This window comes from Pseudomonas sp. 86_A, assembly GCF_017491705.1.
GTDB classification, from domain to species: Bacteria; Pseudomonadota; Gammaproteobacteria; order Pseudomonadales; family Pseudomonadaceae; genus Aquipseudomonas; species Aquipseudomonas koreensis.
On the sequence record NZ_JAFGYS010000023.1, the window covers coordinates 1 to 21,946 of the forward strand.

The following is a 21,946-nucleotide window of genomic DNA, read 5'->3' on the forward strand; positions in this document are numbered from 1 at the left end:
CCCAAGGAATGCGCTCAGGACACGGAATGCCAGCCCCCTCTACCTCGCTCCGCCCAGCACTCGTGCTCTGGCTATACGCCGCTGCGATGGTGCACATTCTCGCCGGCCTCACCCTGACCTGGGCCGGGCATTCCGGCTTACTCGACGGCTACTTGCACAATCTCGAACTCGCATTCTGGGGCGCAGATGCAGTCCCTGCCGCCGGCCACGAACAGCAGATCTGGTGGCTCGCGCTGTTCGGCGCGACGCTGCAAAGTTATTCCTTGTACATGCTCGCGCTGGTGCACCTTGGCAACCGTCTCAAAACCTCGGCAGCCTGGGGCTGGCTGATTGCCGGGATCCTGTTATGGGCGCCACAAGACATGTGGCTCTCGGCGCAACTGCAGGTCTGGTCGCACCTGTGGCTCGATGCTTTTGCATTGCTCGTGCTATTGCCGCCGTTGATCTGGCTGTATGTCCAGGACCGCCGAAAAATCGCTCAATAAATGCGCATTGGGCATATTGGTATCGAAGGAGTTATAGCGTGAAAGGATTTTCGATTCTTCTCTGCTGCTTGGCATTGGCAACCTCTACTGCGGCACTTGCCTCAGAAGTGTGTAATCCAGACAGTTTTTCCAACCCCGACTTGATCATTTGCGGGCAGCAAACCTTCGAGAAGGTCGACGCTGTGTTGAACGAGCAATATAAAAAAGCGCTGACGAGTTTGGCCCCTGCGGAGCAGAGCCATCTGAGAGATGTGCAAAAGAACTGGGTGCGTTTCAAAGAGTCGTTTTGCGAGGAGCTTTATCAATCCACTTTGCCGGGCGCTGAGGCGCCAATCGAGAGACTGGGGTGTCTGGTACAAACGACCAATGCCCGGTTGGGAGAGTTGATTGCCCTGCAGACGGGCTTACCGCTAGATGGCTTTTACAAAGCCGCATCTGCGATTGCGGGGAAGGATCGTGAGAGAAATTTAGCGGCCGCCATTGAGCGACTGGGAGGGGATGAGTTCAATGCTCCGCTTTGGAAGACGTACGCAGAAGGGCATTGTGAGATGGCTGGCCGTCTGTTGCGTGAAGACGTCGCCTACTGCGCGGTGAGGATGCGTTTTCAATTACCCATGAACCGCTAAAGAACGCTTCGCCAGAAACAGGCTGTCAGTGGTGAGCCGGGGATCATTGGGAAAGGAGACTTAACGTCCCCTTTCTTCATCCGCAAATCTCGCTAGGACTTGGCCGCCACGTTCCGCACTTCAATATGGTCGAGCATCCCTTCGACCATCAATCGCACCCCGTCTGCCATTCTGCTCAGGGCCAGCGCCACCGAGCGGCGTGAGCCGTGGAGGTCGTCGGCCAAGTCGCTGGCGATGACGCTGATGGACAGGAGGTCTTCGGAGGCGTTGGCCATGAGGGCTTCGGCGTCGGTGCCGGGGGAGAGGCTGAAGAGGCCGGTTTCGCGTTTGGGGTGTGGGTCGAGGGGTGGTTTGAAGTGGTGGTCGAGGGCGCGTTCGGCGGCTTCGTGGAATTTCTTGGATTCCAGCGATTCGTAGGGCGATATGTCTGGGGATTCTGGGGGATTGGGGGTTGGTTTGATCATTTGGTCTTACTCCAGTTTTAGGAGCCGACACCGTTTCGCTCGCACTTCGAAAGTGGTGGCAGCTGTGCATAGGTGTGCAAGACCGGTGGAGTCACCCGGCAGACCCGAAGGTCTCCCATACACAGCAGCCATAACGATCCGCGAGCATAGGAAAACGCTCGGCGAATTGCCATAACCAATGTGTACTCCCGCCGGACTTGCACGTCCGTATCGCCGATTTTGCGACGACGCACAGAGCCTATCTATACCGCTCCCGCTCGCCTAGTTCATGGACAGCCCGGCACTTTGCAGGAAATTTCCCATAGGTTTGCGGGGCGGAAGATCAAAAGATCGCAGGCTTCGCCAGCTCCTACAGGTATGTGTTTCAACAGGTGTAGGAAAGGTGAGTGGTGAGACGCGGAGCGTCTCGGGGTGCGTTCCCAAGGGGAGGGTGGGAATGATCAGCCAAAGCGTAGGGCGTATGGCTGTAAAGACGTGACTTGGTGGTCATCGTGCGGGAACTTGACTGCATCCTCTCCCAATAGCGGCAGATACTGGCGTTATCGTCTGAATCCCTTACACTGCCCCGGCCGTTCATTTTCCTTTTGAGGCTGTGCGCATGAAATTTCGTTTTCTTCTGTGGATGATGGGTTTGTTGATGGGTAAGGCCAGCCGGACAAATCCTGCGTTCCAGCAGCAGTTGGGTGACAAGGATCTGGTGTTTCAGCTGCAGACGCTGGACGGGAAAGTGGCGCGGCATTTCGTGGTGAAGAATCAGCGCGTTACCAGCAAGTCTGGGGTGGTGGCGGAGCCGGCGTTTGCGATTGCGTTCAAGGATGCGGGTTATGCCTTCGCCACGATGCAGGCGAAGAACAAGCAGTTGGCGTTTATGCAGGGGATTCAGGACAAGTCGATCCAGCTGAAGGGGAATCCGGCGCTGGTGATGTGGTTTCAGGGGTTGATGAAGTATTTGAAGCCGAGGAAGGCCAAGCCTAAGGCCTGAGCCGAGTCTTGATGAGAAGAGCTTTTGTGGCGAGGGAGCTTGCTCCCGCTGGGCTGCGGAGCGGCCCCAAATCCTGAAAGCCGAGTTTTGCCTGACACACCCTGCCGGCTGGTTTTGCGACTGCTGCGCAGTCGAGCGGGAGCAAGCTCCCTCGCCACAGGGGTTCAGTACATCCAGGAAACCGAGTTGGATTCATCGCGGGCAAGCCCGCTCCCACAGGGATTGTGTTGATCTTGTGGGAGTGAGGCTTGCCCGTGATGCGTTTAGGCCTGGCTGAATTGCGAGGCCAGTTCGCGCAGCAGCACTTCAGCCTCAAGCACTTTGCTGACCACGTCGTTGGCTTTGTCGCGCGTCAAACCAACACGTTCGAGCAGGGCGTCGGGGATGTCTTCGTCGGGGCCGGAGCCGATGCCGCGGCTGCGCAGCAGGCGTACGGCCAGGCAGACGAGGTTCGGGTACTCGGCGTAGGCGCCGTCGTAGCTTGGGTCGTGCTGGAAGCGCAGGGCGGTGGCCAGTTCGTCGGGCATGTCCCAGTAGCGCATCAGCCACGAGCCAATCTGTTCGCGGCTGATACCGAGCAGGTGTTGCTCGATATAGCTGTGGCACAGGTGCGGGTTGACCTCCAGGTGGCGGCAGATCAGCGAGAAGTGCGGCGGGAACACGTGGGCCAGCAGCAGGTAACCGAAGTTGTGCAGCAGACCGGCCAGATACGTCAGGCCGGCTTCCGGGCGCTGAGCGCGGGGCATGGCGCGGGTCAGGCCTTCGATGACGGCGGCGGTGTAGATCGATTGCTGCCAGTACGGCGTGGTGTGTTGCGGGTGGTCTTTGGGCAGGCTCAGGGTCTTGCCGAGGGCCAGGCCCAGCGCCAGGTTGATCACCAGATCAAAACCGAGCACGCGAACGATCGCATCTTCTACCGAACGAATCTTGCCCGGCGAGGCGTAGTACGGCGACGCGGCCCAGCTCACTACTTGTGCCGCCAGCGCCGGATCGGTTTCGACCACGCCGGTGATGTCGTCGATGGTGGCGTTGGGGTCGACGCGCAGCTTGATGATTTTTTGCGCGGTTTCAGCCAGCGGCGGAATCTCGATGGTCGCTTCCAGACGCTGCTGAATCCGGCGCGCGGTGAACGCCTGCACAGCCTGGGTGATTTCCTCGCGGTCATCGTCCGGGCGGTCTAGGTTCGGGCGGATGCTGCTCAAGGCTTCGCCGAAGTTGGCGGCGCTGGCCTTGGTCAGCATGGTCTTGAAGTCTTCGCTGGCGATTTCCAGCAGCAGGCCCGGCTCGCCGGAGTTGATCAGCAGCTTCGGTTCGCGCAGCAGGCTTTCTTCGTAGAGGCACGGCGAACTGGTCAGCGCCGGCAGGCCCGGCAGCAGGCTGAGGCTGTGTTTGCCGAGCATCTTTTCCAGGCGCTCGGTGGACACGGCGGTCAGCCGCCGGCCGGTGAGTTCGGCGAGGCGATTGAGGTCCAGCAACTGGCTCTGCGGAAACAGCACCATCAGCGCGCCGACGGCGTCGTCCAGCAACACGGCTTGTACCTTGCGCGAAGCATTGAGGCCGTGGTGGTCGAGCACTTCTTCGTAGGCGATCCCGAGTTTGCCTAGCAGCAGCCGAATGACAGACGGCGCGTGCGGGGATTCGGGGGCGAGGGCGGCTTCGGTCATGATCTGTATCCGTTTTTGAAACAATGGCAGGAGTATAACCAGCTTGGTCAGAACGATCTGTCAGAAACTGCGACGGTGCTCACACTTGGCCGTATTGCTGCCCGTGACGCAACCAGCGGTCGAGCAATGGGCTGACGTGAGTTGGCCAGCGCTCGAGTAAAGCCTGGGCGGCATCGCGCACGGCGGGCAGCAGATCGGCGTCGCGCATCAGGTCGGCGACCTTGAATTGCAGCAGGCCGGTCTGGCGCGTGCCGAGCATTTCGCCGGGGCCGCGCAGCTCGAGGTCTTTTTCGGCGATGACGAAACCGTCGTTGGTCTCGCGCATGATGCCCAGGCGCTGGCGGCCGATCTGCGACAGCGGCGGATGGTAAAGCAGCACGCAATGGCTGACGGCGCTGCCCCGGCCGACGCGGCCGCGCAGTTGGTGCAACTGCGCGAGGCCGAGGCGTTCGGGGTTTTCGATGATCATCAGGCTGGCGTTGGGCACGTCGACGCCGACTTCGATCACCGTGGTCGCGACCAGCAGTTGCAGGTTGCCGGCCTTGAATTCGGCCATCACCGCCGCTTTTTCGGCAGGCTTCATGCGCCCGTGAATCAGCCCGACTTTCAACTCGCCGAGGGCGGCGGTGAGGTCTTCGAACGTGGTTTCGGCGGCCTGACAGGTCAGCTCTTCCGACTCTTCAATCAGCGTGCACACCCAATAGGCCTGACGCCCTTCGGCGCAGGCGCTGCGTACCCGTTCGATGACTTCGACGCGGCGGGTGTCGGTGACCAGCACGGTGTTGACCGGGGTGCGCCCGGGCGGCAGTTCGTCGAGGATCGAGGTGTCGAGGTCGGCGTAGGCGCTCATCGCCAGCGTGCGCGGGATCGGCGTGGCGGTCATGATCAGTTGATGCGGGCACATGCGCCCGCCAACGCCTTTCTGCCGCAACGCCAGACGCTGTTGCACGCCGAAGCGGTGTTGTTCGTCGATGATCACCAGTGCGAGGTTCTTGAACTGCACTTCGTCCTGGAACAACGCGTGGGTGCCGACCACCATCGGTGTGCCGCCGGCGATCTGCTCCAGTGCGGCGACGCGGTTTTTGCCTTTGAGCTTGCCGGCCAGCCACGCGACTTCAATGCCCAGCGGTTCGAGCCAGCGCTTGAAGGTGATGAAGTGTTGCTCGGCGAGGATCTCGGTTGGCGCCATCAGCGCGACCTGATAACCGGCCTCCAGCGCTTGCAACGCGGCGAGGGCGGCGACCACGGTTTTGCCCGCGCCGACGTCGCCCTGAATCAGGCGCAGCATCGGTTCGTGCTGGCTGAGGTCGTAGGCGATTTCATTGCCGACGCGTTGCTGGGCGCCGGTCGGGTTGAAGCCGAGGTTGGCCAGGTATTTCGGCGGCAGCTTTTTCGCCTTCGGCATCGCTGGCGCACGCAGCGAACGCATGCTTTCGCGCAGACGTTGCTGCGACAGTTGGTGGGTCAGCAGTTCTTCGAATGCCAGACGATGCTGCGCCCAGTGATGACCGAGGGCCAGTTCATCGACGTCGGCATCGGCGGGCGGGTTGTGCAGGTAGCGGATCGCGTCGGCCAGCGGCGCCAGTTGGTAGTCGCGGGCCAGTTCGGTCGGCAGCCAGTCGGGCAGAGTGTCTGGCTTGAGTAGCGTCAGGGTCTGCATGCACAACTGGCGCAGGCGCTGTTGGGTCAGGCCTTCGGTGAGCGGGTAGACCGGGGTCAGGGTTTCGTCCACCGGCGGCGGCTCGTCACCGGTGATGGCGCGGTATTCCGGGTGGTAGATTTCCAGCCCCGAGGCACCGGGCCGCACTTCGCCGTAGCAGCGAATCCGCGTGCCGCGCTTGAGGCCTTCTTTCTGTGCATTGCTGAAATGGTAGAAGCGCAGGCTCAGGCCGCCGGTGCCGTCCTGCATGCGCACCACCAGGCTGCGACGCCGGCCCATGACCACGTCGGCACCGCTGACGGTGCCTTCGACCACCGCGTCCTGGCCCGGTCGCAAGTGACCGATCGGCACCACGCGGGTGCGATCCTGATAACGCAGCGGCAGGTGAAACAGCACGTCCTGGAGGTTCTCCAGACCGACCTTGGCCAGTTTCTCGGCCATGGCTTCGCCGACACCCTTGAGTGCCGTCACCGACACTTGCGACAGCTCAGTCATGACGCTCGCTTAACCGGCCGTAACCGGCGCTGCGGGCTTGGCCACCGAGCACAGGCGAACGGAGTCGGCGAGGATCTCGATGGCTTTCGGCCGTGGGAAGCTCGCGCGCCAGGCAATCGCCACGGTGCGGAACGGCACCGGTGCCGACAGCGGCCGCACTTCGATCACGCCCGGGGCGTAGTGATGGCTGTCCACTGCCGACAGCGGCAGGATCGAGATGCCCAGACCGGACGCAACCATGTGGCGGATGGTTTCCAGCGAACTGGATTCGACCGTGGTGTGCTTGGCGCCGTCGTTGCCCTTGGTCAGGGTCGGGCAGGCTTCGAGCACTTGATCGCGGAAGCAATGGCCTTCGCCAAGCAGCAGCAGGCTCTTGTCGTTGAGCAGGGCGGCGTCGATGGTTTCTTTTTGCGTCCACGGGTGCTGGGCCGGCATCAGCACGTAGAACGGCTCGTCGTACAGCGGCAGGGTCAGCACGTCGGCTTCGTTGAACGGCAGGGCGATGATGATCGCGTCGAGCTCGCCGTTGCGCAGTTTGTCGCGCAGCACGTGGGTGAAGTTTTCTTCGATGTACAACGGCATCTGCGGGGCGACCCGGTGCAGTTGTGGAATTAGGTGCGGGAACAGGTACGGGCCGACGGTGTAGATCGCGCCGACTTTCAGCGGGGCGGTCAGCTGGTTCTTGCCGGCCTGGGCCAGTTCACGGATGCCTTGCGCCTGCTCCAGGACTTTTTGCGCCTGGGCAACGATGCCTTCGCCGACCGGGGTCAGGCGCACGGCGCTTTTGCTGCGCTCGAAAATCAGCACACCGAGTTCGTCTTCAAGCTTTTTCACGCCCACCGACAGGGTCGGCTGACTGACGTGGCAACGCTCGGCGGCGTGGCCGAAGTGCTGCTCTTGGGCGAGGGTAACGATGTAGCGTAATTCTGTGAGAGTCATAGCGAGCGTCCATGAAGTTGCGGGCCAAGCATAACGGCTGCAATCGATAGACGCACGTTATCAGACTGAGTGAGGAATGCGACACCGGGCAATGTGAGTTTGCCGCGGGTAGATAAGCAAAAGGCACCTTGCGGCGCCTTTTGGCTGGATCATCCGGCTGGCGGAGAATCTTTGTAGGAGTGAGCCTGCTCGCGATGGGGTTGTGTCAGTCAATCATTCATTGTCTGACACACCGCTATCGCGAGCAGGCTCACTCCTACAGGTTTTGTGTTGCGTTAGCGGCGGCGTTCGAGCGAGTACACAAACGGCGCCACAATTTCGATCGAGCCGTTGTTCAGCATGTCGGCCGGTGGCTTGGGCAGCGGTTGCGCACGGCGGATCATTTCCAGGGTGGCCCGGTCCAGATCGGCATTGCCCGAGCGGCCCACCAGTTCGAACGACAGCACGTTGCCTTCGCCATCGACCACGAAGCGCAGACGGTTCAAGCCTTCCTTGCCCCGTGCCTGTGCGCTTTGCGGGTACTTTTTGTACTTGGCCAAATGCGCGAGCAGGGTGCCTTGCCAACTGGCCTTGGCGGCCAATTGAGCGGGCGACGGGCCCGGTGCCGGCTGGGCGGACTTCTCCGTCGGTGCCTGGGTCGGTTGCGTGTCGGCCGGTTTTTCCTCGGAAGGTTTTTCCTTCACAGGCTCCGGTTTTTTCTCGACCGGTTTGGGCGGCTGCGGTTTCGGCTTTGGCTTGGGTTTGGGCTTCGGTACGGCAATCTCGGCCTTGGGTGCTTCAGCCAGTTTCGGAATCGGCAACTCTTCGACCGGCGCCGGAGGCTGCGGCGGTGTGACGACTTTCGGCGGAGCAGGCGGTGGCGGGGCCGGAACCGGTGCCAGCTCGACCATCATTGCCTGCGGCGGCAGTTCGATGGGCGGGCGGGCGGTCCAGTTCAGCGCCAGCGCGATGGCCAGCGCGTGAACGCCCAGCACCACGGCCAGACTACCGCTGTAACGCGTCAGCTTATGGCGCGTCGTGATCATTTCTTGGCTGCGCTCTCAAGGCCTACCAGACCGACCTTCAGGTAACCGGCCGAGCGCAGCTTATCCATCACGCTCATCAGGTCGCCGTAGTCCACGCCTTTGTCGGCCTGGAAGAAGATGGTGGTGTCTTTCTTGCCTTGTGTCTTGGCGTCGAGCGTCGCGCCGAGGGTGTCGGCGTTGACTTCGTCGTCGCCGATGTACAGGCGCTGATCAGCTTTTACGCTGAGAAACACCGGTTTCTCTGGCCGCGGCGCCGGTTTGGCGGTCGAGGCAGGCAGGTCGACTTTGATATCCACGGTGGCCAGCGGTGCGGCCACCATGAAGATGATCAGCAGTACCAGCATCACGTCGATGAACGGCGTGACGTTGATTTCGTGGTTCTCGGCCAGATCGTCGTCTGCGCCTTCTTTCAAATGCAGGCCCATGGCCGATTACCCCACTTTCACCATGTGCGGTTGCGAGCTGCTGCGCTCAGGCTGGTGGTCGAGGTCACGGCTGACCAGCAGCAGAACCTGCGCCGAAGCGTCGGAGACCTGCGCCTTGTAGCCGGCGATGGAGCGGGCGAACACGTTGTAGATCACGACCGCAGGAATCGCAGCCACCAGACCCAGTGCGGTGGCCAGCAGCGCTTCGGCGATGCCCGGCGCGACGACGGCGAGGTTGGTGGTCTGGGTCTTGGCGATGCCGATGAAGCTGTTCATGATGCCCCACACGGTACCGAACAGGCCGACGAACGGCGCGGTGGAACCGATGGTGGCGAGGACGCCGGTGCCGCTGCTCATGTTGCGGCCACAGGCTGCGACCAGACGCTCAAGACGGAAGCTGACGCGCTCCTTGATGCCTTCTTTCTCGCGGCTGTTGACGGAGAGGCGCATCTCTTCGAGCGCGTCGTGCACCAGCAGGTTGGCGAGGGTGCCTTCTTTGGCTGCCGTTGCGCTGGCTTCCTTGAGGGTGGCGGCTTTTTTCAGGGCGGCGATTTCACCCCGCAGACGACGCTTGGCGCCCATCAGCTCGAAGCCTTTGGCGATCCAGATGGTCCAGGTGATGATGGAGGCGATGGCCAGACCGATCATCACGATTTTCACGATGATGTCGGCGTTCTGATACATGCCCCACGGCGACAGGTCGTGTGCCATGCCCAGAGTATTATCGGCTTCCAGCTGTTGCGGATCGACCTGCTTTGCCAGTTCACCGAACTTGGCCAGGGATGCTTGTACTTCTGGCGGCAGTGAAGAGGTGTCGACGCTGCCGTCTGGATTTCTCGGCACATCCTGTGGAGCGGCGGCGGCCGATTGGTTCGCAGCTGGGGCAGTGGCGTCAGCGAAGGCTGCAACCGGCGCCAGCATCAGGCTGAGCAACAGCGCCGCTATTGCGCTCCAGGCGCGAGGTCGTGTGGTTGGCGAAGCGGGAAATTGATTACGTGTCATGCTGGCCGGACCTGAGATAGAAAAACGGTGATGCTCTTCCAGGCCTCGTGAGGCCGAGAACAAAAGTGGCGTGCATTATTGCAAGTAATTCTTGTTAACTAAAGTAATAGAGTCTCTTTTTTTCCTTGATTGCTAACCACTCGTCACCCGATGAGTGTGGTTTAAGCCCTTGTAACGGGAGTTTTTGAATGTCTGCGCCTTCGGTTTTGATCGCCGGTTGTGGTGATGTCGGGAGCCGTCTGGCCAAGCAATTGCTGGCTGACGGATGGGAAGTGCACGGCCTGCGTCGCGACGTTTCGCGTCTGCCTGAGGGCGTGATCGGCGTGGCCGGTGACTTGTTCAAGGAGGAGTGCCCCGATACCTGGCCGGTGGGTGCCGTGGATTACGTGGTGTATTGCGCGGCGGCCACTGATCACGACGAGGCCGGTTATCGCGCAGCGTATGTGCAGGGGTTGCAGAACGTATTGAGCTGGCTGGACGACTACGGGCAAACCCCGGATCGGCTGCTCTTCGTGTCCAGTAGCAGTGTGTATGGGCAGTTGGAAGGGGAGTGGGTCGACGAGGATTCAGAAACCGTCGCCAGCGGATATTCCGGGCGACTGATGCTCGAAGCCGAGCAAGTGGCGCTCAAGAGTGGTATCCCGGCGAGCATTGTGCGCCTGACCGGGATCTACGGTCCGGGGCGTGAGTGGTTGCTGACTCAGGTGCGTCGCGGTTATCGGGTGGCGGTCGAGCCGCCGCTGTATGGCAATCGCATTCATGCCGATGACGCTGCGGGTTTGATGGCATTTCTGCTGGAAGCCGATCGTCGTGGCGAGCCGCTGCAGGATATCTACATCGGGGTAGACGACGCGCCGGCGCCGCTGGCCGAGGTGGTCGCGTGGCTGCGTGAATACCTGGGTGTCACCGAGTGGGCCGAAGACGCCAGCGTACGCCGCACTGGCAGCAAGCGCTGCAGCAATGCCCGGGCGAAAGCGCTGGGGTGGACGCCGACGTATCCGAGTTATCGCGAAGGTTATGCGGCGATTCTAGAAGGTAAGTGCTGACTTCCGGTCACCCCAAAATAACTGTAGGAGTGAGCCTGCTCGCGATGAGGCCATAACATTCAACACTTATGTTGGCTGTTAAACCGTCATCGCGAGCAGGCTCACTCCTACAGAGTCATGTGTTGCTCTCGGGGGATGTTTACTGCTTCTCGAGCAACCACTTGCGTTCACCCGGGGTGAACTGCGGCATTTCATCGGTCAGCGCAGTATTTACTGCCTGGAAAATCTCCAGTGCCTTGCCTTTGCGGGCGAAGATCCAGTTGTTGCCTTGCCCGTTGAGCTGCAGCCACATGCTGTCGTGGTCGCTGTTCATCGAGGCGCAGTCGCCTGCCAGGCACAGGGCATAGCGGTCGGCGCCGGGCAGGCCGGAGACCTGGCCATCGGCCTGGAATTGCACGGTATTGCCTTCGCCGTCGCCGCTGGCAATCTTCCAGCTGCCGCCCAGATACGCCGAATACAGTGCGCGCTCGAAGCTGGCGCCGATCGGTGCGCCTTCGGGGACGGGGATCTGCGCGCGGTCGAAGATCTGGTCGGGTTCGTTCTCGGTCGCGGCCTGTTTCATCCGGCCGCCGTCGCGTTTCAGCTCGCTGCCGGAGCTGCCATAGAAGTCGACTTTCCAGGCGCCGGACTGTTCGCCCTGCAGCCGTCCTTCGACGTTCTCGAAACCGTTGGTGTAGCGGGCCTGGCCGGCCTTGGTGTTGACGTCCCACTCCAGGTTCGGGCCATAGGCCTGAAGCGCTTCGCGCAGGGGGCCGCCCTTGGCAGCAGCATCGATCGCCACCTGGTTGATCCAGGTGCCGCTGATGTCACGGTCGGCGGGGTCGCTGGCACAGCCGCCGAGAAAAATGGCGAGCAGCGAGAGAGCAAGCGCTTTGCGCATGGTGGAATCCTTTCAAAACCTTTTCTTTACCGCAGAGCAGTCGGCACAGCGGTTGAAGGCTGCGCCGTGTGCATTACTCGATGACCAGGATGGCATCCATTTCGACTTGCGAGCCCTTCGGCAGGGCAGCAACGCCGATGGCGGCGCGGGCCGGATACGGCTGGTCGAAGTATTTGCCCATGATCTCGTTGACCTTGGCGAAGTGGCTCAGGTCGGTGAGGAAAATGTTCAGCTTGACGATGTCCTTGAACGAACCACCGGCCGCTTCAGCGACGGCTTTCAGGTTCTCGAACACCTGGACGGTCTGGGCTTCGAAGCCTTCAACCAGTTCCATGGTCTTTGGGTCCAGAGGAATCTGACCCGACATGTAGACGGTGTTGCCGGCCTTGATCGCCTGAGAGTAGGTGCCGATGGCGGCTGGGGCCTTGTCGCTGGTGATAACGGTCTTGGTCATGTATGACTCCTTGTTAGGTGTGAGTTATGCACGCATGCGGGTGATGCGGATGACCCCGGTCAGGGCGCGCAGTTTCTTGATCACGCGGGCCAGGTGCACACGGTCGTGGACGCTGACCACCAGCTGGACGACGCTGATGCGACCATCGCGCTCGTCCATGCTGATTTTCTCGATATTGCCGTCGGCTGCGTTGACGCTGCTGGCCAGCAGGGCGATCAGGCCGCGCTGGTGCTCCAGCTCGACGCGCAGTTCAACGTTGAATTCGCCGGTGACATCCTTGGCCCACGAGAGCTGGATGCATTTTTCCGGGTTGTGCCGGATTTCGCTGATGTTGCGGCAGTTGTCCAGGTGCACGACCATGCCTTTGCCCGCTGACAAGTGGCCGACAATCGGGTCGCCCGGGATCGGCGTGCAGCACTTGGCGTAGCTGAGCACCAGGCCTTCGGTGCCGCGAATCGCCAGCGGGCCTTCCGGGCTTGGCAGCTGTTCGCCTTCACCGAGCAGACGGCGCGCCACGACATAGGCCATGCGGTTGCCCAGACCAATGTCTTCCAGCAAGTCTTCGATCAGTTCGAGACGGTACTCGGTGAGCATCGCCTTGACCCGCTCGGCCGGGATTTTCTCCAGCGCGCTGTCGAAACCATTGAGCACCTTGTTCAGCAGACGTTCGCCGAGGCTGATGGATTCGGAACGGCGCTGCAGTTTCAGCGCATGGCGGATGTGCGTGCGTGCCTTGCCGGTGACCACGAAGTTGAGCCACGCCGGGTTTGGCCGCGCGCCGGGCGCACTGACGATCTCGACCGTGGAGCCGCTTTGCAGCGGTTCGGACAGCGGTGCGAGGCGGCGGTTGATCCGGCAGGCGATGCAGCTGTTGCCGACGTCGGTGTGCACCGCGTAGGCAAAGTCGACCGCCGTGGAGCCTTTTGGCAGCTCCATGATCCGGCCTTTGGGCGTGAACACGTAGACCTCGTCCGGGAACAGGTCGATCTTCACGCTCTCGATGAATTCCAGCGAGTTGCCGGCACGTTGCTGCATTTCCAGCACGCCTTTGACCCACTGACGGGCGCGGGCATGGGTGCCTTTGGGCTGTTCGTCACCGCTGGATTTGTACAGCCAATGGGCGGCAATGCCGTTGTTGGCCATCTCTTCCATTTCGCGGGTGCGGATCTGAATCTCGATCGGTACGCCGTGCATGCCGAACAGCGTGGTGTGCAGCGACTGATAGCCGTTGGCCTTGGGGATCGCGATGTAATCCTTGAAGCGCCCCGGCAACGGTTTGTACAAATTATGCACAGCGCCTAGCACGCGGTAGCAGGTATCGACCTTGTCCACGATGATCCGGAACGCGTAGACGTCCATGATCTCGTTGAAGGCCCTACGCTTGCCGCGCATTTTCTTGTAGATGCCGTAGAGGTGTTTCTGGCGACCGCTGACTTCACCCTGGATGCCGTCGATCGCCAGGCAATGGCCGAGGGATTCTTCGATCTTGTTGACGATTTCCTTGCGGTTGCCCCGGGCGCGCTTTACGGCCTGGTAGATCCGCGCGGAACGCATCGGATGCATCGCCTTGAAGCCGAGGTCTTCGAATTCGATACGGATCGCGTGCATGCCCAGGCGGTTGGCGATGGGCGCGTAGATTTCCAGGGTTTCCTTGGCGATGCGCCGGCGTTTTTCCCCGGACAGCACTTCCAGCGTGCGCATGTTGTGCAGGCGGTCGGCGAGCTTGACCAGGATCACGCGAATGTCGCGCGCCATGGCCATGGCCATTTTCTGAAAGTTTTCGGCTTGGGCTTCGGCCTTGGTCTCGAAGTTCATCTGGGTCAGTTTGCTGACCCCGTCGACCAGTTCGGCCACGGTTTCACCGAACTGCGCCTGCAGTGCTTCTTTGGCGATACCGGTGTCTTCGATCACGTCATGCAGCATCGCGGCCATCAGGCTCTGATGGTCCATGTGCATGTCGGCAAGAATATTGGCCACGGCAAGAGGATGCGTGACGTACGCCTCGCCGCTGCGGCGGCGTTGGCCGTCGTGGGCTTGTTCGGCGTAGAAATACGCTCGGCGGACCAGGTTGACCTGGTCATTGCCGAGGTAGGTCGATAAGCGATCGGCGAGGGCGTCTATGCTCGGCATGATAACTCCTGCCGTAAGCTGTGATCCCGCGCCGTGCTACGTCGACCAGGCATAGGCTTAGACGGCCTCGTTGGACTCGTCCTCGAACGCAGCGAAGACCGGGTCTTCGTGGACGATTTCCTGCTCGGCGATGAACTCGTAGCTCATCAGGCCTTCAGCGATTTCACGCAGCGCAACTACGGTCGGTTTGTCGTTTTCCCACTGGACCAGTGGCTCTTTGCCGCCGGTGGCCAGTTGACGGGCACGCTTGGTAGAGAGCATGACCAGCTCAAAGCGGTTTTCCACGTGTTCTAGGCAGTCTTCAACGGTTACGCGGGCCATGGTATTCCTCGGAGCGAATGCAATATGCGCGCTGCCCGGTTGGGCGAGCGGACTCAACAGTTTAAAAAATCACCAGCGATTAGGGAAGCGCTGATTTTTTGACCAGACCCTTCAACGCGCTGCAAGCACCAATGTAAAGCGCTTGCAGCGGTTTTGGGAAGTGCTGTTTAACCGAGCAATTCAGCCAGCAATCTGCCGAAACGCACTTGCTGGCGTTTCTGTTGCAGCTGATTGGCGCGGAAAATCGCCTGCAGATCGTTCAGCGCGTGGGCGAAATCGTCGTTGATGATCAGGTAGTCGTACTCGACATAGTGACTCATCTCGCTGACCGCTTCGCGCATCCGCCCGTCGATGATCTCGTCGCTGTCCTGGCCGCGGTTGGTCAGGCGCTGGTGCAAGGCCTGCAGCGACGGCGGCAGGATGAAGATCGAGCGCGCCTGTGGCATCAGCTTGCGCACTTGCTCGGCGCCCTGCCAGTCGATTTCCAGGATCAGGTCGTGACCTTCGTCGAGCGTTTGCTGCAGGCGGCTTTGCGAGGTGCCGTAGAAGTTGCCGAAGACTTCGGCGCGTTCGAGGAAATCGCCGTGCTCGCCCATCTTCACGAACTCTTCGCGGGTCACGAAGTGATAGTTCACGCCGTCCACTTCGCCCGGGCGCATGGCGCGGGTGGTGTGAGAGATCGAGACGCGAATCTCTGGATTGGCATCGGTCAAAGCCTTGACCAGGCTGCTTTTGCCCGCGCCCGATGGCGCGGAAATGATGTACAGGGTGCCGGTGCTGTGGGTCATGTCTGTTGCCTTACTCAATATTCTGCACTTGTTCGCGCATCTGCTCGATCAACACCTTGAGGTTGACGGCGGCCTGGGTGCTGCGCGGGTCGAAGGCCTTGGAGCCCAGTGTGTTGGCCTCGCGGTTGAGCTCCTGCATCAGGAAGTCCAGGCGCCGTCCTGCGGCGCCGCCGGATTTCAGTACCCGGCGAACTTCGATGATGTGGGTGCTCAAACGATCCAGTTCTTCGGCCACATCGCTTTTTTGCGCGAGGATGACCATTTCCTGTTCCAGGCGTTGCGGGTCCAGCTCGGCCTTCATGTCGGCGAAGCGGTCGAGGACTTTCTGGCGCTGCGTCGCAAGCATCTGCGGCACCAGTTCACGCAGGGTCACGACGTCTTCTTCGATCGAGGTCAGGCGCTCGTTGATCAGGCGTGCCAGCTCCGCGCCTTCGCGCTCGCGGCCAGCCTTGAGTTCCTTCAGGCCTTGATTGAACAGGGCCAGCGCCTCGGCATTCAGCGCCTGCGGATCGGTCGCGTCGGCGACAAGCACACCAGGCCAGGCCAACACTTCCAGGGGGTTCAGTGCCGCCGGGTTGTTGATCAGGCCGGCAATGGTTTCGGCCGCGGCGACCAGTTGCGCGGCGCGCTCGCGGTCGACTTGCAGCGGCTTGCCGGTGCTTTCTTCGGTGAAGCGCAGGGTGCATTCCAGCTTGCCCCGCGACAGGCCCTGACGCAGCGCTTCACGCACGGCGCCTTCGAGGTCGCGAAACGACTCCGGCAGGCGCAGGTGCGGTTCCAGATAGCGGCTGTTGACCGAGCGCAGCTCCCAGCTCAGGGTGCCCTGGACGCCGGCTTTCTCGACGCGGGCGAAGGCGGTCATGCTGTGCACCATGGCGGTGACCTCGCAATGCAGATCGGCGCAGAAGGGATGTTCCGCAGGCTCGATATCAATGAATTTAAGCCGACTGGCAGCAAAGGCGCAGGATTGTAGCGCAGTGCGGCGGATGCGCCCAAACACACGGTGTGACAAAGAGCTGCAGGCCGTCGGTTATGCGCGTTTCAGGGCCTTGGCTCGACGGCCGGAATTTTTAACCCGTGCCCAGGCGCGGTGCAGCGCTCTATAATGCTCGGCAGTTTTCCGTCCCCAGTACAGGTATTCCCTATGAAACGTCCAAGTGGTCGCGCTGCCGATCAGCTTCGCTCGATCCGCATTACCCGCAACTACACCAAACACGCCGAGGGATCCGTACTGGTCGAATTCGGTGACACCAAGGTCATCTGCACCGTCAGCGTCGAAAACGGCGTGCCGCGTTTCCTCAAAGGCCAGGGCCAGGGTTGGTTGACCGCCGAATACGGCATGCTGCCGCGCGCCACCGGCGAGCGTAACCAGCGTGAAGCGAGCCGTGGCAAGCAGGGCGGCCGCACCCTGGAAATCCAGCGTCTGATCGGCCGTTCCCTGCGCGCTGCGCTGGACATGTCCAAACTCGGCGATGTGACCCTGTACGTCGACTGCGACGTGATCCAGGCTGACGGCGGCACCCGCACCGCGTCCATCACCGGCGCCATGGTTGCTCTGGTCGATGCGTTGAAAGTGATCAAGAAGCGCGGCGGCCTGAAGGGCGGCGATCCGCTCAAGCAAATGATCGGCGCGGTGTCGGTTGGCATGTATCAAGGCGAGCCGGTGCTGGATCTGGACTATCTTGAAGATTCCGCTGCCGAGACCGACCTCAACGTGGTGATGACCAGCACCGGTGGCTTCATCGAAGTCCAGGGCACCGCTGAAGGCGCACCGTTCCAACCTGAAGAGCTGAATGCCATGCTGGAACTGGCCAAGAAAGGCATGAACGAAATCTTCGAACTGCAACAGGCTGCACTGGCCGACTGAGCAGGTTCGTAACCCGCAAGGAGGACGCGATGAGTGATGAGCAAGAGTTACTGCCCAAGCCGAGCCAAGAGGTTCGCCAATGGGCGATGTTTTGTCACTTGTCCGCCTTGTTGGGGATCTGGATTCCGTTCGGCAATCTGATCGGGCCGTTGATCCTGTGGCAGATGAAGCGCGAAACCGATCCGTTCATCGATGCTCAGGGCAAGGAAGCGCTGAACTTTCAGATCACCGTGGCGATTGCTGCCGCGATCTGTCTGCTGCTGATGGTGTTGATCATCGGCTTCTTCCTGCTGGGCCTTCTGGCCATCGGCGCATTGGTGCTGACGATCATTGCCGGGGTGAAGGCAAACGAAGGCTTTCCCTACCGTTATCCGTTCACCTGGCGACTGATCAAATAACGATCAATGCTAAGCCTCCGGGATTCGCAAATTCTTAATATAAATGCCCTGACTTGTCAGGGCATTTGTGTTTCTGCAACTCGAATAATTACTCTTTCGTGTAGGAGGAGTTCTATCTGTGACAAGCGGTAGTGGATATTTTTTATATATTTAACTCCTACACTTTTAGTCACAACTGCAATGCATTAGAGCGATCTCAGTCCTTGGCAATAGGACTTGGCGATTGTTAAGGTTACTCCGCGCAACGTTGCTTCAGAAATATCTTGATATATTCAAGCCATTGAAGGTCCTTGAATTCCAAATCAATTAGTGTTGAGACAATCAGCCGATTCAATAGGTGTGCGCGGGTAAAAAGTGCGCCTGATGAATACACAGCCAAGAATAATCCCAATGATTCAGCTCGATTTTTATGGAACGCTTGTGGCCGCCTCTCTGGTGCTATTACTGGGGCGCGGACTTATTGCACGAGTCGGTTTTCTGCGTAGTTACAATATACCTGAGCCCGTCGCCGGTGGGCTGGTGGTTGCGCTGGGTTTATTGATGCTGCGAGCTTTTGATATAGAGATCAGATTCGATACTTCACTGCAAACGCCTTTGATGTTGGCATTCTTTGCCACAATCGGTTTGAGCGCAGACTTTGCCAGCCTGAAGAAGGGGGGGCGCGTAGTCGGTATATTTCTACTGGCGGTTACCGGGCTTCTGGTGGTTCAGAACGCGTTGGGCATTGGTCTTGCCAAAGCGTTGGGTCTTGATCCGTTGATGGGGCTCCTGACGGGTTCGATCACGCTTGCGGGCGGTCACGGTACGGGTGCGGCGTGGGGCACGGTATTCAGTGAAAAGTACGGCCTCGCTTCGGCCTCCGAGCTTGCAATTGCGTCGGCGACCTTTGGCCTGGTCCTGGGTGGTTTGATTGGTGGGCCAGTGGCTCGCCTGCTCATCAAGCGCGTTGAGGTACCCGGCTGCCAGCCTCAAGAAACACCACGGATGCCAAAGGGTTTTGAGCAGCCGAACAAAGAGCGTTCGATTACGCCTTTTTCGTTTATCGAGACACTGGCTCTGATTGCGGTCAGTTTATTGGCTGGCAATCTTCTGAATGGCTTTCTGCACGGAACCGCACTCGAATTGCCGACGTTTGTCTGCGTTTTGTTCGTGGGAGTGGTGTTGCGTAATGGGCTATCGGCGCTGGGCCTGTATCAGGTATTCGAGCGTGAAGTGTCGGTGCTGGGCAATGTCAGCCTGTCGCTGTTTCTGGCAATTGCCTTGATGTCTCTCAAACTCTGGGATCTGGCGGCGTTGGCTCTGCCGATATTCCTCATCCTGGCTGCGCAAACGTTGGTCATGGCGCTGTTCGCGATTTTCGTGACATTCAGAGTGATGGGCAGTAACTACGACGCGGCGGTCCTGGCGGCAGGGCATTGCGGCTTTGGGTTGGGTGCGACACCAACGGCCATCGCCAACATGCAGGCAGTGACGCAGCGTTTCGGGCCATCGCAGATTGCGTTTCTCGTGGTGCCGATGGTCGGTGCATTCTTTATCGACATCATTAATGTCATCGTGATTAAGCTTTACCTTGCCTTGCCGTTTTTTGTCGCTGTCTGAGGTTCAAGCTGCGGCATAAAAAATGCCCGTATCTCGCAATACGGGCATTTTTTTGTCTGCGGATCGACGCTTAGATGGTCAGCGTCCAGTCGTAGTCGACGATCAGCGGCGCGTGCTGCGAGAACCGCGGCTGACGCGGCAGGCGCGCGCTGCGCACGAAGCGCCGCAGGCCCGGGGTCAGCAGTTGGTAGTCGAAGCGCCAGCCCAGGTTCAGCATCTCGGCCTGTTCGTTGTCCGGCCACCAGCTGTACTGGTCGCCTTCGCGGCTGACTTCGCGCAGGGCATCGACGTAGCCCATGTTGCCGACAATCTCGTCCATCCAGGCGCGTTCTGGCGCCAGGAAGCCGGGGGATTGCTGGCTGTCGCGCCAGTTCTTGATGTCGAGCTTCTGCTGCGCGACGTACAGCGAGCCACAATAAATGTACTCGCGACGTTTGCGCCGCTGTTTGTCCAGGTACTTGCCGAAGTCGTCCATGAGCTTGAACTTCTGGTTCAAGTCCTCATCGCCGTTCATCCCCGAAGGGAGCAGCAAGGTGGCAATACTGACTTTGTCGAAATCTGCTTGCAGGTAGCGCCCGTAGCGGTCGGCCGTCTCGAAACCGAGACCGCTGATGACAGCCTTCGGTTGCAACCGCGAATACAAAGCCACGCCACCTTGGGCAGGGACTTCAGCATCGCAGGCATAAAGGAAGTAGCCATCCAGTTGGAAGGCTGGGTCATCCAGTTCAAAGGCGGAGGCACGGGTGTCCTGCAGGCAGATGACGTCGGCATTCTGTGCTTGCAGCCAACTGAGCAAACCACGCTCGACTGCAGCCTGAATACCATTGACGTTCACACTGATGATCCGCATAAATGGCCCCAAAAATCGCGTGCGTGTATGATACACGGCGTCAAGCTAATTAGCTAAATCCGTGGTATTTGGGGTTTTTTTCATGCAAGCGTATCAGCGCGATTTCATTCGTTTTGCCATCGATCGCGGCGTTTTGCGCTTCGGTGAGTTCACCCTGAAGTCCGGGCGCACCAGTCCTTACTTCTTCAACGCCGGCCTGTTCAACTCGGGTTCGGCCCTGGCGCAGCTGGGGCGTTTCTACGCAGCAGCCATTGCCGAGAGCGGCATTCCTTTCGACGTACTGTTTGGCCCGGCCTACAAAGGCATCCCGCTGGCGGCCACTACCGCCGTTGCGCTGGCCGAGCATCACAACCGTGACCTGCCGTGGTGCTTCAACCGCAAGGAAGCCAAGGCCCATGGCGAAGGTGGCAGTCTGGTCGGCGCGCCGCTGACCGGTGAAGTGCTGATCATCGACGACGTGATCACCGCCGGCACCGCGATCCGCGAAGTGATGCAGATCATCGCCTCCCAGGACGGCGCCAAGGCGGCGGGCGTGCTGATCGCCCTGAACCGTCAGGAGCGTGGCAACGGTGAGTTGTCGGCCATTCAGGAAGTCGAGCGCGATTTCGGTATTCCGGTGATCAGCATCGTTTCGCTGAACCAGGTACTGGAATTCCTCGCTGACGATCCGCAGCTCAAGCAGCACCTGCCGGCCGTGGAAGCGTATCGCGCCCAGTTCGGCGTGTAATTGCCTGGATTGAGCACTGTGGCGAGGGAGCTTGCTCCCGCTTGAGTGCGTAGCGCTCACAAGATTTCGGGGCCGCTGCGCAGCCCAGCGGGAGCAAGCTCCCTCGCCACAGAAAATGATTCACAGTGAAGACCCCGTTCAGTCAGGCTGAACGGGGTCTTTTCGTTTCAGCTAGCGCAGCTTTCGCCATTTTGTAAGCAATTTCAGCATCAATACTGCATTAATCAGCGCAAATGCCAGCAACGCTACAACGACCATCACGTACAGCGTGCGATCAACATCGAAGTCCCATAGGTCCAGTGTGCTGCTGCCGATAATGCCCACGGCAGCCGGCAGATTGACGTAAAACAGCGCTGCGAAGGCGCCTGTCAGCGGCAGCGCACGCCAGTAAACAGCATTCTTGACCTTCTCGCGGTAGCGTTTTTTGTTCTGCGGGCCGGTTTGATGTTCATCCAGCGCCAACGCCTCATTGAGCGTCGGCCAGGCCAGATTGAACATGAAAGTGGTCAGGGTCAGCAGCAAGCCACTGACCGCGACGATGTCACCGAACGGCATTGAGCCCCAATGTCGCGCACAACAAATCGTGGGAATCCTCGCTGATCTCAAACTGCCCGGCGCTGCCTTTACGCTTGGTGATCGGTTTGAATGTCGGCTCATTCTGGGTGATCAGCATGTTCAGCTCATCGCGAATCACGTCCGAACTGATGACCACCAGATAGACATCCTTGGCGTGTTCCGCAGACTCGACGACCGCTCGCATGCTGTGTTGCAGAATGTCGTCGAGCTGATTGCGAAAGCGCGACACGGTGTTCTTCAGCAAGGTTTTGCTCTGGCTCTGGGTCAGTTGGAAGATCGTCGATATCTGCGATTCGGTCGGCAATGTCTGCCCGAAGTAGCTTTGAATCAGGTAAAGGAGGCGATCCTGCTTGGCTTCGTCGGCCCGGCTGGGCATGCCGCCCTCGACCAGCATTTTCAGGTATTCGGTCAGGCTGGCCTTGGCGATGCGCTGAAGGGCGTGGGCAATTTCCGCATCGCCGATGCGCAGGGTCTTTTTGACCGGTTCCTTTTGCTCCTGCTCGAAAGCGTCGGCGTCGATCGTGAACGAGATCTGCATGATTC

Annotated in this window: 24 protein-coding genes; 8 read left to right on the forward strand and 16 right to left on the reverse strand. The window is 60.1% G+C overall.

Features of this window, described 5'->3' with window-relative positions; translation table 11 throughout:
- Nucleotides 1-26 precede the first annotated feature (26 nt).
- Both J5M57_RS26590 and J5M57_RS26595 read left to right on the forward strand, forming a co-directional pair.
- On the forward strand, nucleotides 27-485 hold the full coding sequence (locus J5M57_RS26590) for a cell division protein (RefSeq protein ID WP_207848611.1): 459 nt from the start codon (nucleotides 27-29) through the stop codon (nucleotides 483-485).
- Nucleotides 486-523: 38 nt separating this feature from the next.
- Entirely contained in the window at nucleotides 524-1,111 is a 588-nt protein-coding gene (locus J5M57_RS26595; protein ID WP_207848610.1) for a lysozyme inhibitor LprI family protein, read from the forward strand.
- Between the two features lie 92 nt (nucleotides 1,112-1,203).
- Here J5M57_RS26595 and J5M57_RS26600 read toward each other — a convergent pair whose 3' ends face one another.
- A complete protein-coding gene (locus J5M57_RS26600) occupies nucleotides 1,204-1,575 on the reverse strand; it encodes a DUF6124 family protein (RefSeq protein WP_064589828.1) in 372 nt (123 codons plus the stop codon).
- Between the two features lie 598 nt (nucleotides 1,576-2,173).
- On the opposite strand from J5M57_RS26600, the gene J5M57_RS26605 reads away from it, so the two are divergent.
- Nucleotides 2,174-2,557, forward strand: a complete 384-nt coding sequence (locus J5M57_RS26605; protein ID WP_003229522.1) for a helicase — start codon at nucleotides 2,174-2,176, stop codon at nucleotides 2,555-2,557.
- A 263-nt stretch (nucleotides 2,558-2,820) separates the two neighbouring features.
- On the opposite strand, the gene J5M57_RS26610 is transcribed toward J5M57_RS26605, so the two are convergent.
- The 6 genes from J5M57_RS26610 to exbB form a co-directional block, all read right to left on the reverse strand.
- Nucleotides 2,821-4,221 carry an aminoacyl-tRNA deacylase and HDOD domain-containing protein gene (locus J5M57_RS26610; RefSeq protein WP_016985804.1) on the reverse strand — a complete coding sequence of 467 codons (1,401 nt, stop codon included), beginning with the start codon at nucleotides 4,219-4,221 and terminating at the stop codon, nucleotides 2,821-2,823.
- Between the two features lie 79 nt (nucleotides 4,222-4,300).
- On the reverse strand, nucleotides 4,301-6,376 hold the full coding sequence (gene recG, locus J5M57_RS26615) for an ATP-dependent DNA helicase RecG (RefSeq protein ID WP_207848609.1): 2,076 nt from the start codon (nucleotides 6,374-6,376) through the stop codon (nucleotides 4,301-4,303).
- Between the two features lie 9 nt (nucleotides 6,377-6,385).
- Nucleotides 6,386-7,315: a hydrogen peroxide-inducible genes activator gene (locus J5M57_RS26620; RefSeq protein WP_207848608.1), complete on the reverse strand. Its 930-nt coding sequence runs from the start codon at nucleotides 7,313-7,315 to the stop codon at nucleotides 6,386-6,388.
- A gap of 275 nt (nucleotides 7,316-7,590) precedes the next feature.
- The gene (locus J5M57_RS26625; RefSeq protein WP_064589826.1) at nucleotides 7,591-8,340 is read right to left on the reverse strand and encodes an energy transducer TonB; all 750 of its coding nucleotides are present in this window, start codon (nucleotides 8,338-8,340) and stop codon (nucleotides 7,591-7,593) included.
- Nucleotides 8,337-8,765 (reverse strand): TonB system transport protein ExbD, encoded by a 429-nt coding sequence (gene exbD, locus J5M57_RS26630; protein ID WP_041071566.1) that lies wholly within the window; start codon nucleotides 8,763-8,765, stop codon nucleotides 8,337-8,339. The genes J5M57_RS26625 and exbD overlap by 4 nt, the downstream gene beginning before the upstream one ends.
- A 6-nt stretch (nucleotides 8,766-8,771) precedes the next feature.
- On the reverse strand, nucleotides 8,772-9,767 hold the full coding sequence (gene exbB / locus J5M57_RS26635; RefSeq protein WP_169842934.1) for a tonB-system energizer ExbB: 996 nt from the start codon (nucleotides 9,765-9,767) through the stop codon (nucleotides 8,772-8,774).
- 188 nt (nucleotides 9,768-9,955) lie between these two features.
- Here exbB and J5M57_RS26640 point away from each other — a divergent pair, with 188 nt between their 5' ends.
- Nucleotides 9,956-10,813 (forward strand): SDR family oxidoreductase, encoded by an 858-nt coding sequence (locus J5M57_RS26640; RefSeq protein ID WP_207848607.1) that lies wholly within the window; start codon nucleotides 9,956-9,958, stop codon nucleotides 10,811-10,813.
- Nucleotides 10,814-10,952: 139 nt separating this feature from the next.
- Here the strand turns inward: J5M57_RS26640 and J5M57_RS26645 are convergent, their stop codons facing one another.
- The 6 genes from J5M57_RS26645 to J5M57_RS26670 all read right to left on the reverse strand — a co-directional run bounded on the left by J5M57_RS26645 (nucleotide 10,953) and on the right by J5M57_RS26670 (nucleotide 16,260).
- The gene (locus J5M57_RS26645) at nucleotides 10,953-11,693 is read right to left on the reverse strand and encodes a hypothetical protein (protein ID WP_169842936.1); all 741 of its coding nucleotides are present in this window, start codon (nucleotides 11,691-11,693) and stop codon (nucleotides 10,953-10,955) included.
- A 73-nt stretch (nucleotides 11,694-11,766) separates the two neighbouring features.
- Entirely contained in the window at nucleotides 11,767-12,147 is a 381-nt protein-coding gene (locus tag J5M57_RS26650) for a RidA family protein (RefSeq protein WP_003229509.1), read from the reverse strand.
- A 24-nt stretch (nucleotides 12,148-12,171) separates the two neighbouring features.
- Entirely contained in the window at nucleotides 12,172-14,277 is a 2,106-nt protein-coding gene (spoT, locus tag J5M57_RS26655) for a bifunctional GTP diphosphokinase/guanosine-3',5'-bis pyrophosphate 3'-pyrophosphohydrolase (protein WP_064589822.1), read from the reverse strand.
- Nucleotides 14,278-14,334: 57 nt separating this feature from the next.
- Nucleotides 14,335-14,598 (reverse strand): DNA-directed RNA polymerase subunit omega, encoded by a 264-nt coding sequence (gene rpoZ / locus J5M57_RS26660; protein ID WP_003229503.1) that lies wholly within the window; start codon nucleotides 14,596-14,598, stop codon nucleotides 14,335-14,337.
- A 167-nt stretch (nucleotides 14,599-14,765) separates the two neighbouring features.
- Nucleotides 14,766-15,386 (reverse strand): guanylate kinase, encoded by a 621-nt coding sequence (gene gmk, locus J5M57_RS26665; protein ID WP_064589821.1) that lies wholly within the window; start codon nucleotides 15,384-15,386, stop codon nucleotides 14,766-14,768.
- Nucleotides 15,387-15,396: 10 nt separating this feature from the next.
- Nucleotides 15,397-16,260 carry a YicC/YloC family endoribonuclease gene (locus tag J5M57_RS26670; protein WP_064589820.1) on the reverse strand — a complete coding sequence of 288 codons (864 nt, stop codon included), beginning with the start codon at nucleotides 16,258-16,260 and terminating at the stop codon, nucleotides 15,397-15,399.
- Nucleotides 16,261-16,530: 270 nt separating this feature from the next.
- Between J5M57_RS26670 and rph the strand changes: the two genes are divergently transcribed.
- From rph to gltS, 3 genes are all read left to right on the forward strand, one after another.
- Nucleotides 16,531-17,253, forward strand: coding sequence for a ribonuclease PH (gene rph / locus J5M57_RS26675; protein WP_064589819.1), 723 nt, complete (start codon nucleotides 16,531-16,533; stop codon nucleotides 17,251-17,253).
- Nucleotides 17,254-17,282: 29 nt separating this feature from the next.
- A complete protein-coding gene (locus J5M57_RS26680; protein WP_003229492.1) occupies nucleotides 17,283-17,651 on the forward strand; it encodes a DUF4870 domain-containing protein in 369 nt (122 codons plus the stop codon).
- Between the two features lie 390 nt (nucleotides 17,652-18,041).
- Nucleotides 18,042-19,250 (forward strand): sodium/glutamate symporter, encoded by a 1,209-nt coding sequence (gltS, locus tag J5M57_RS26685; protein WP_169842937.1) that lies wholly within the window; start codon nucleotides 18,042-18,044, stop codon nucleotides 19,248-19,250.
- Between the two features lie 70 nt (nucleotides 19,251-19,320).
- Here the strand turns inward: gltS and J5M57_RS26690 are convergent, their stop codons facing one another.
- Nucleotides 19,321-20,100: an exodeoxyribonuclease III gene (locus J5M57_RS26690; RefSeq protein ID WP_003229491.1), complete on the reverse strand. Its 780-nt coding sequence runs from the start codon at nucleotides 20,098-20,100 to the stop codon at nucleotides 19,321-19,323.
- Between the two features lie 82 nt (nucleotides 20,101-20,182).
- Here J5M57_RS26690 and pyrE point away from each other — a divergent pair, with 82 nt between their 5' ends.
- On the forward strand, nucleotides 20,183-20,827 hold the full coding sequence (pyrE, locus tag J5M57_RS26695; protein ID WP_007954442.1) for an orotate phosphoribosyltransferase: 645 nt from the start codon (nucleotides 20,183-20,185) through the stop codon (nucleotides 20,825-20,827).
- A gap of 171 nt (nucleotides 20,828-20,998) precedes the next feature.
- On the opposite strand, the gene J5M57_RS26700 is transcribed toward pyrE, so the two are convergent.
- Together J5M57_RS26700 and J5M57_RS26705 are read right to left on the reverse strand one after the other, a co-directional pair.
- Nucleotides 20,999-21,382, reverse strand: a complete 384-nt coding sequence (locus tag J5M57_RS26700) for a hypothetical protein (protein WP_207848606.1) — start codon at nucleotides 21,380-21,382, stop codon at nucleotides 20,999-21,001.
- On the reverse strand, nucleotides 21,369-21,941 hold the full coding sequence (locus J5M57_RS26705) for a hypothetical protein (protein WP_169842939.1): 573 nt from the start codon (nucleotides 21,939-21,941) through the stop codon (nucleotides 21,369-21,371). The genes J5M57_RS26700 and J5M57_RS26705 overlap by 14 nt, the downstream gene beginning before the upstream one ends.
- Nucleotides 21,942-21,946: the final 5 nt, after the last annotated feature.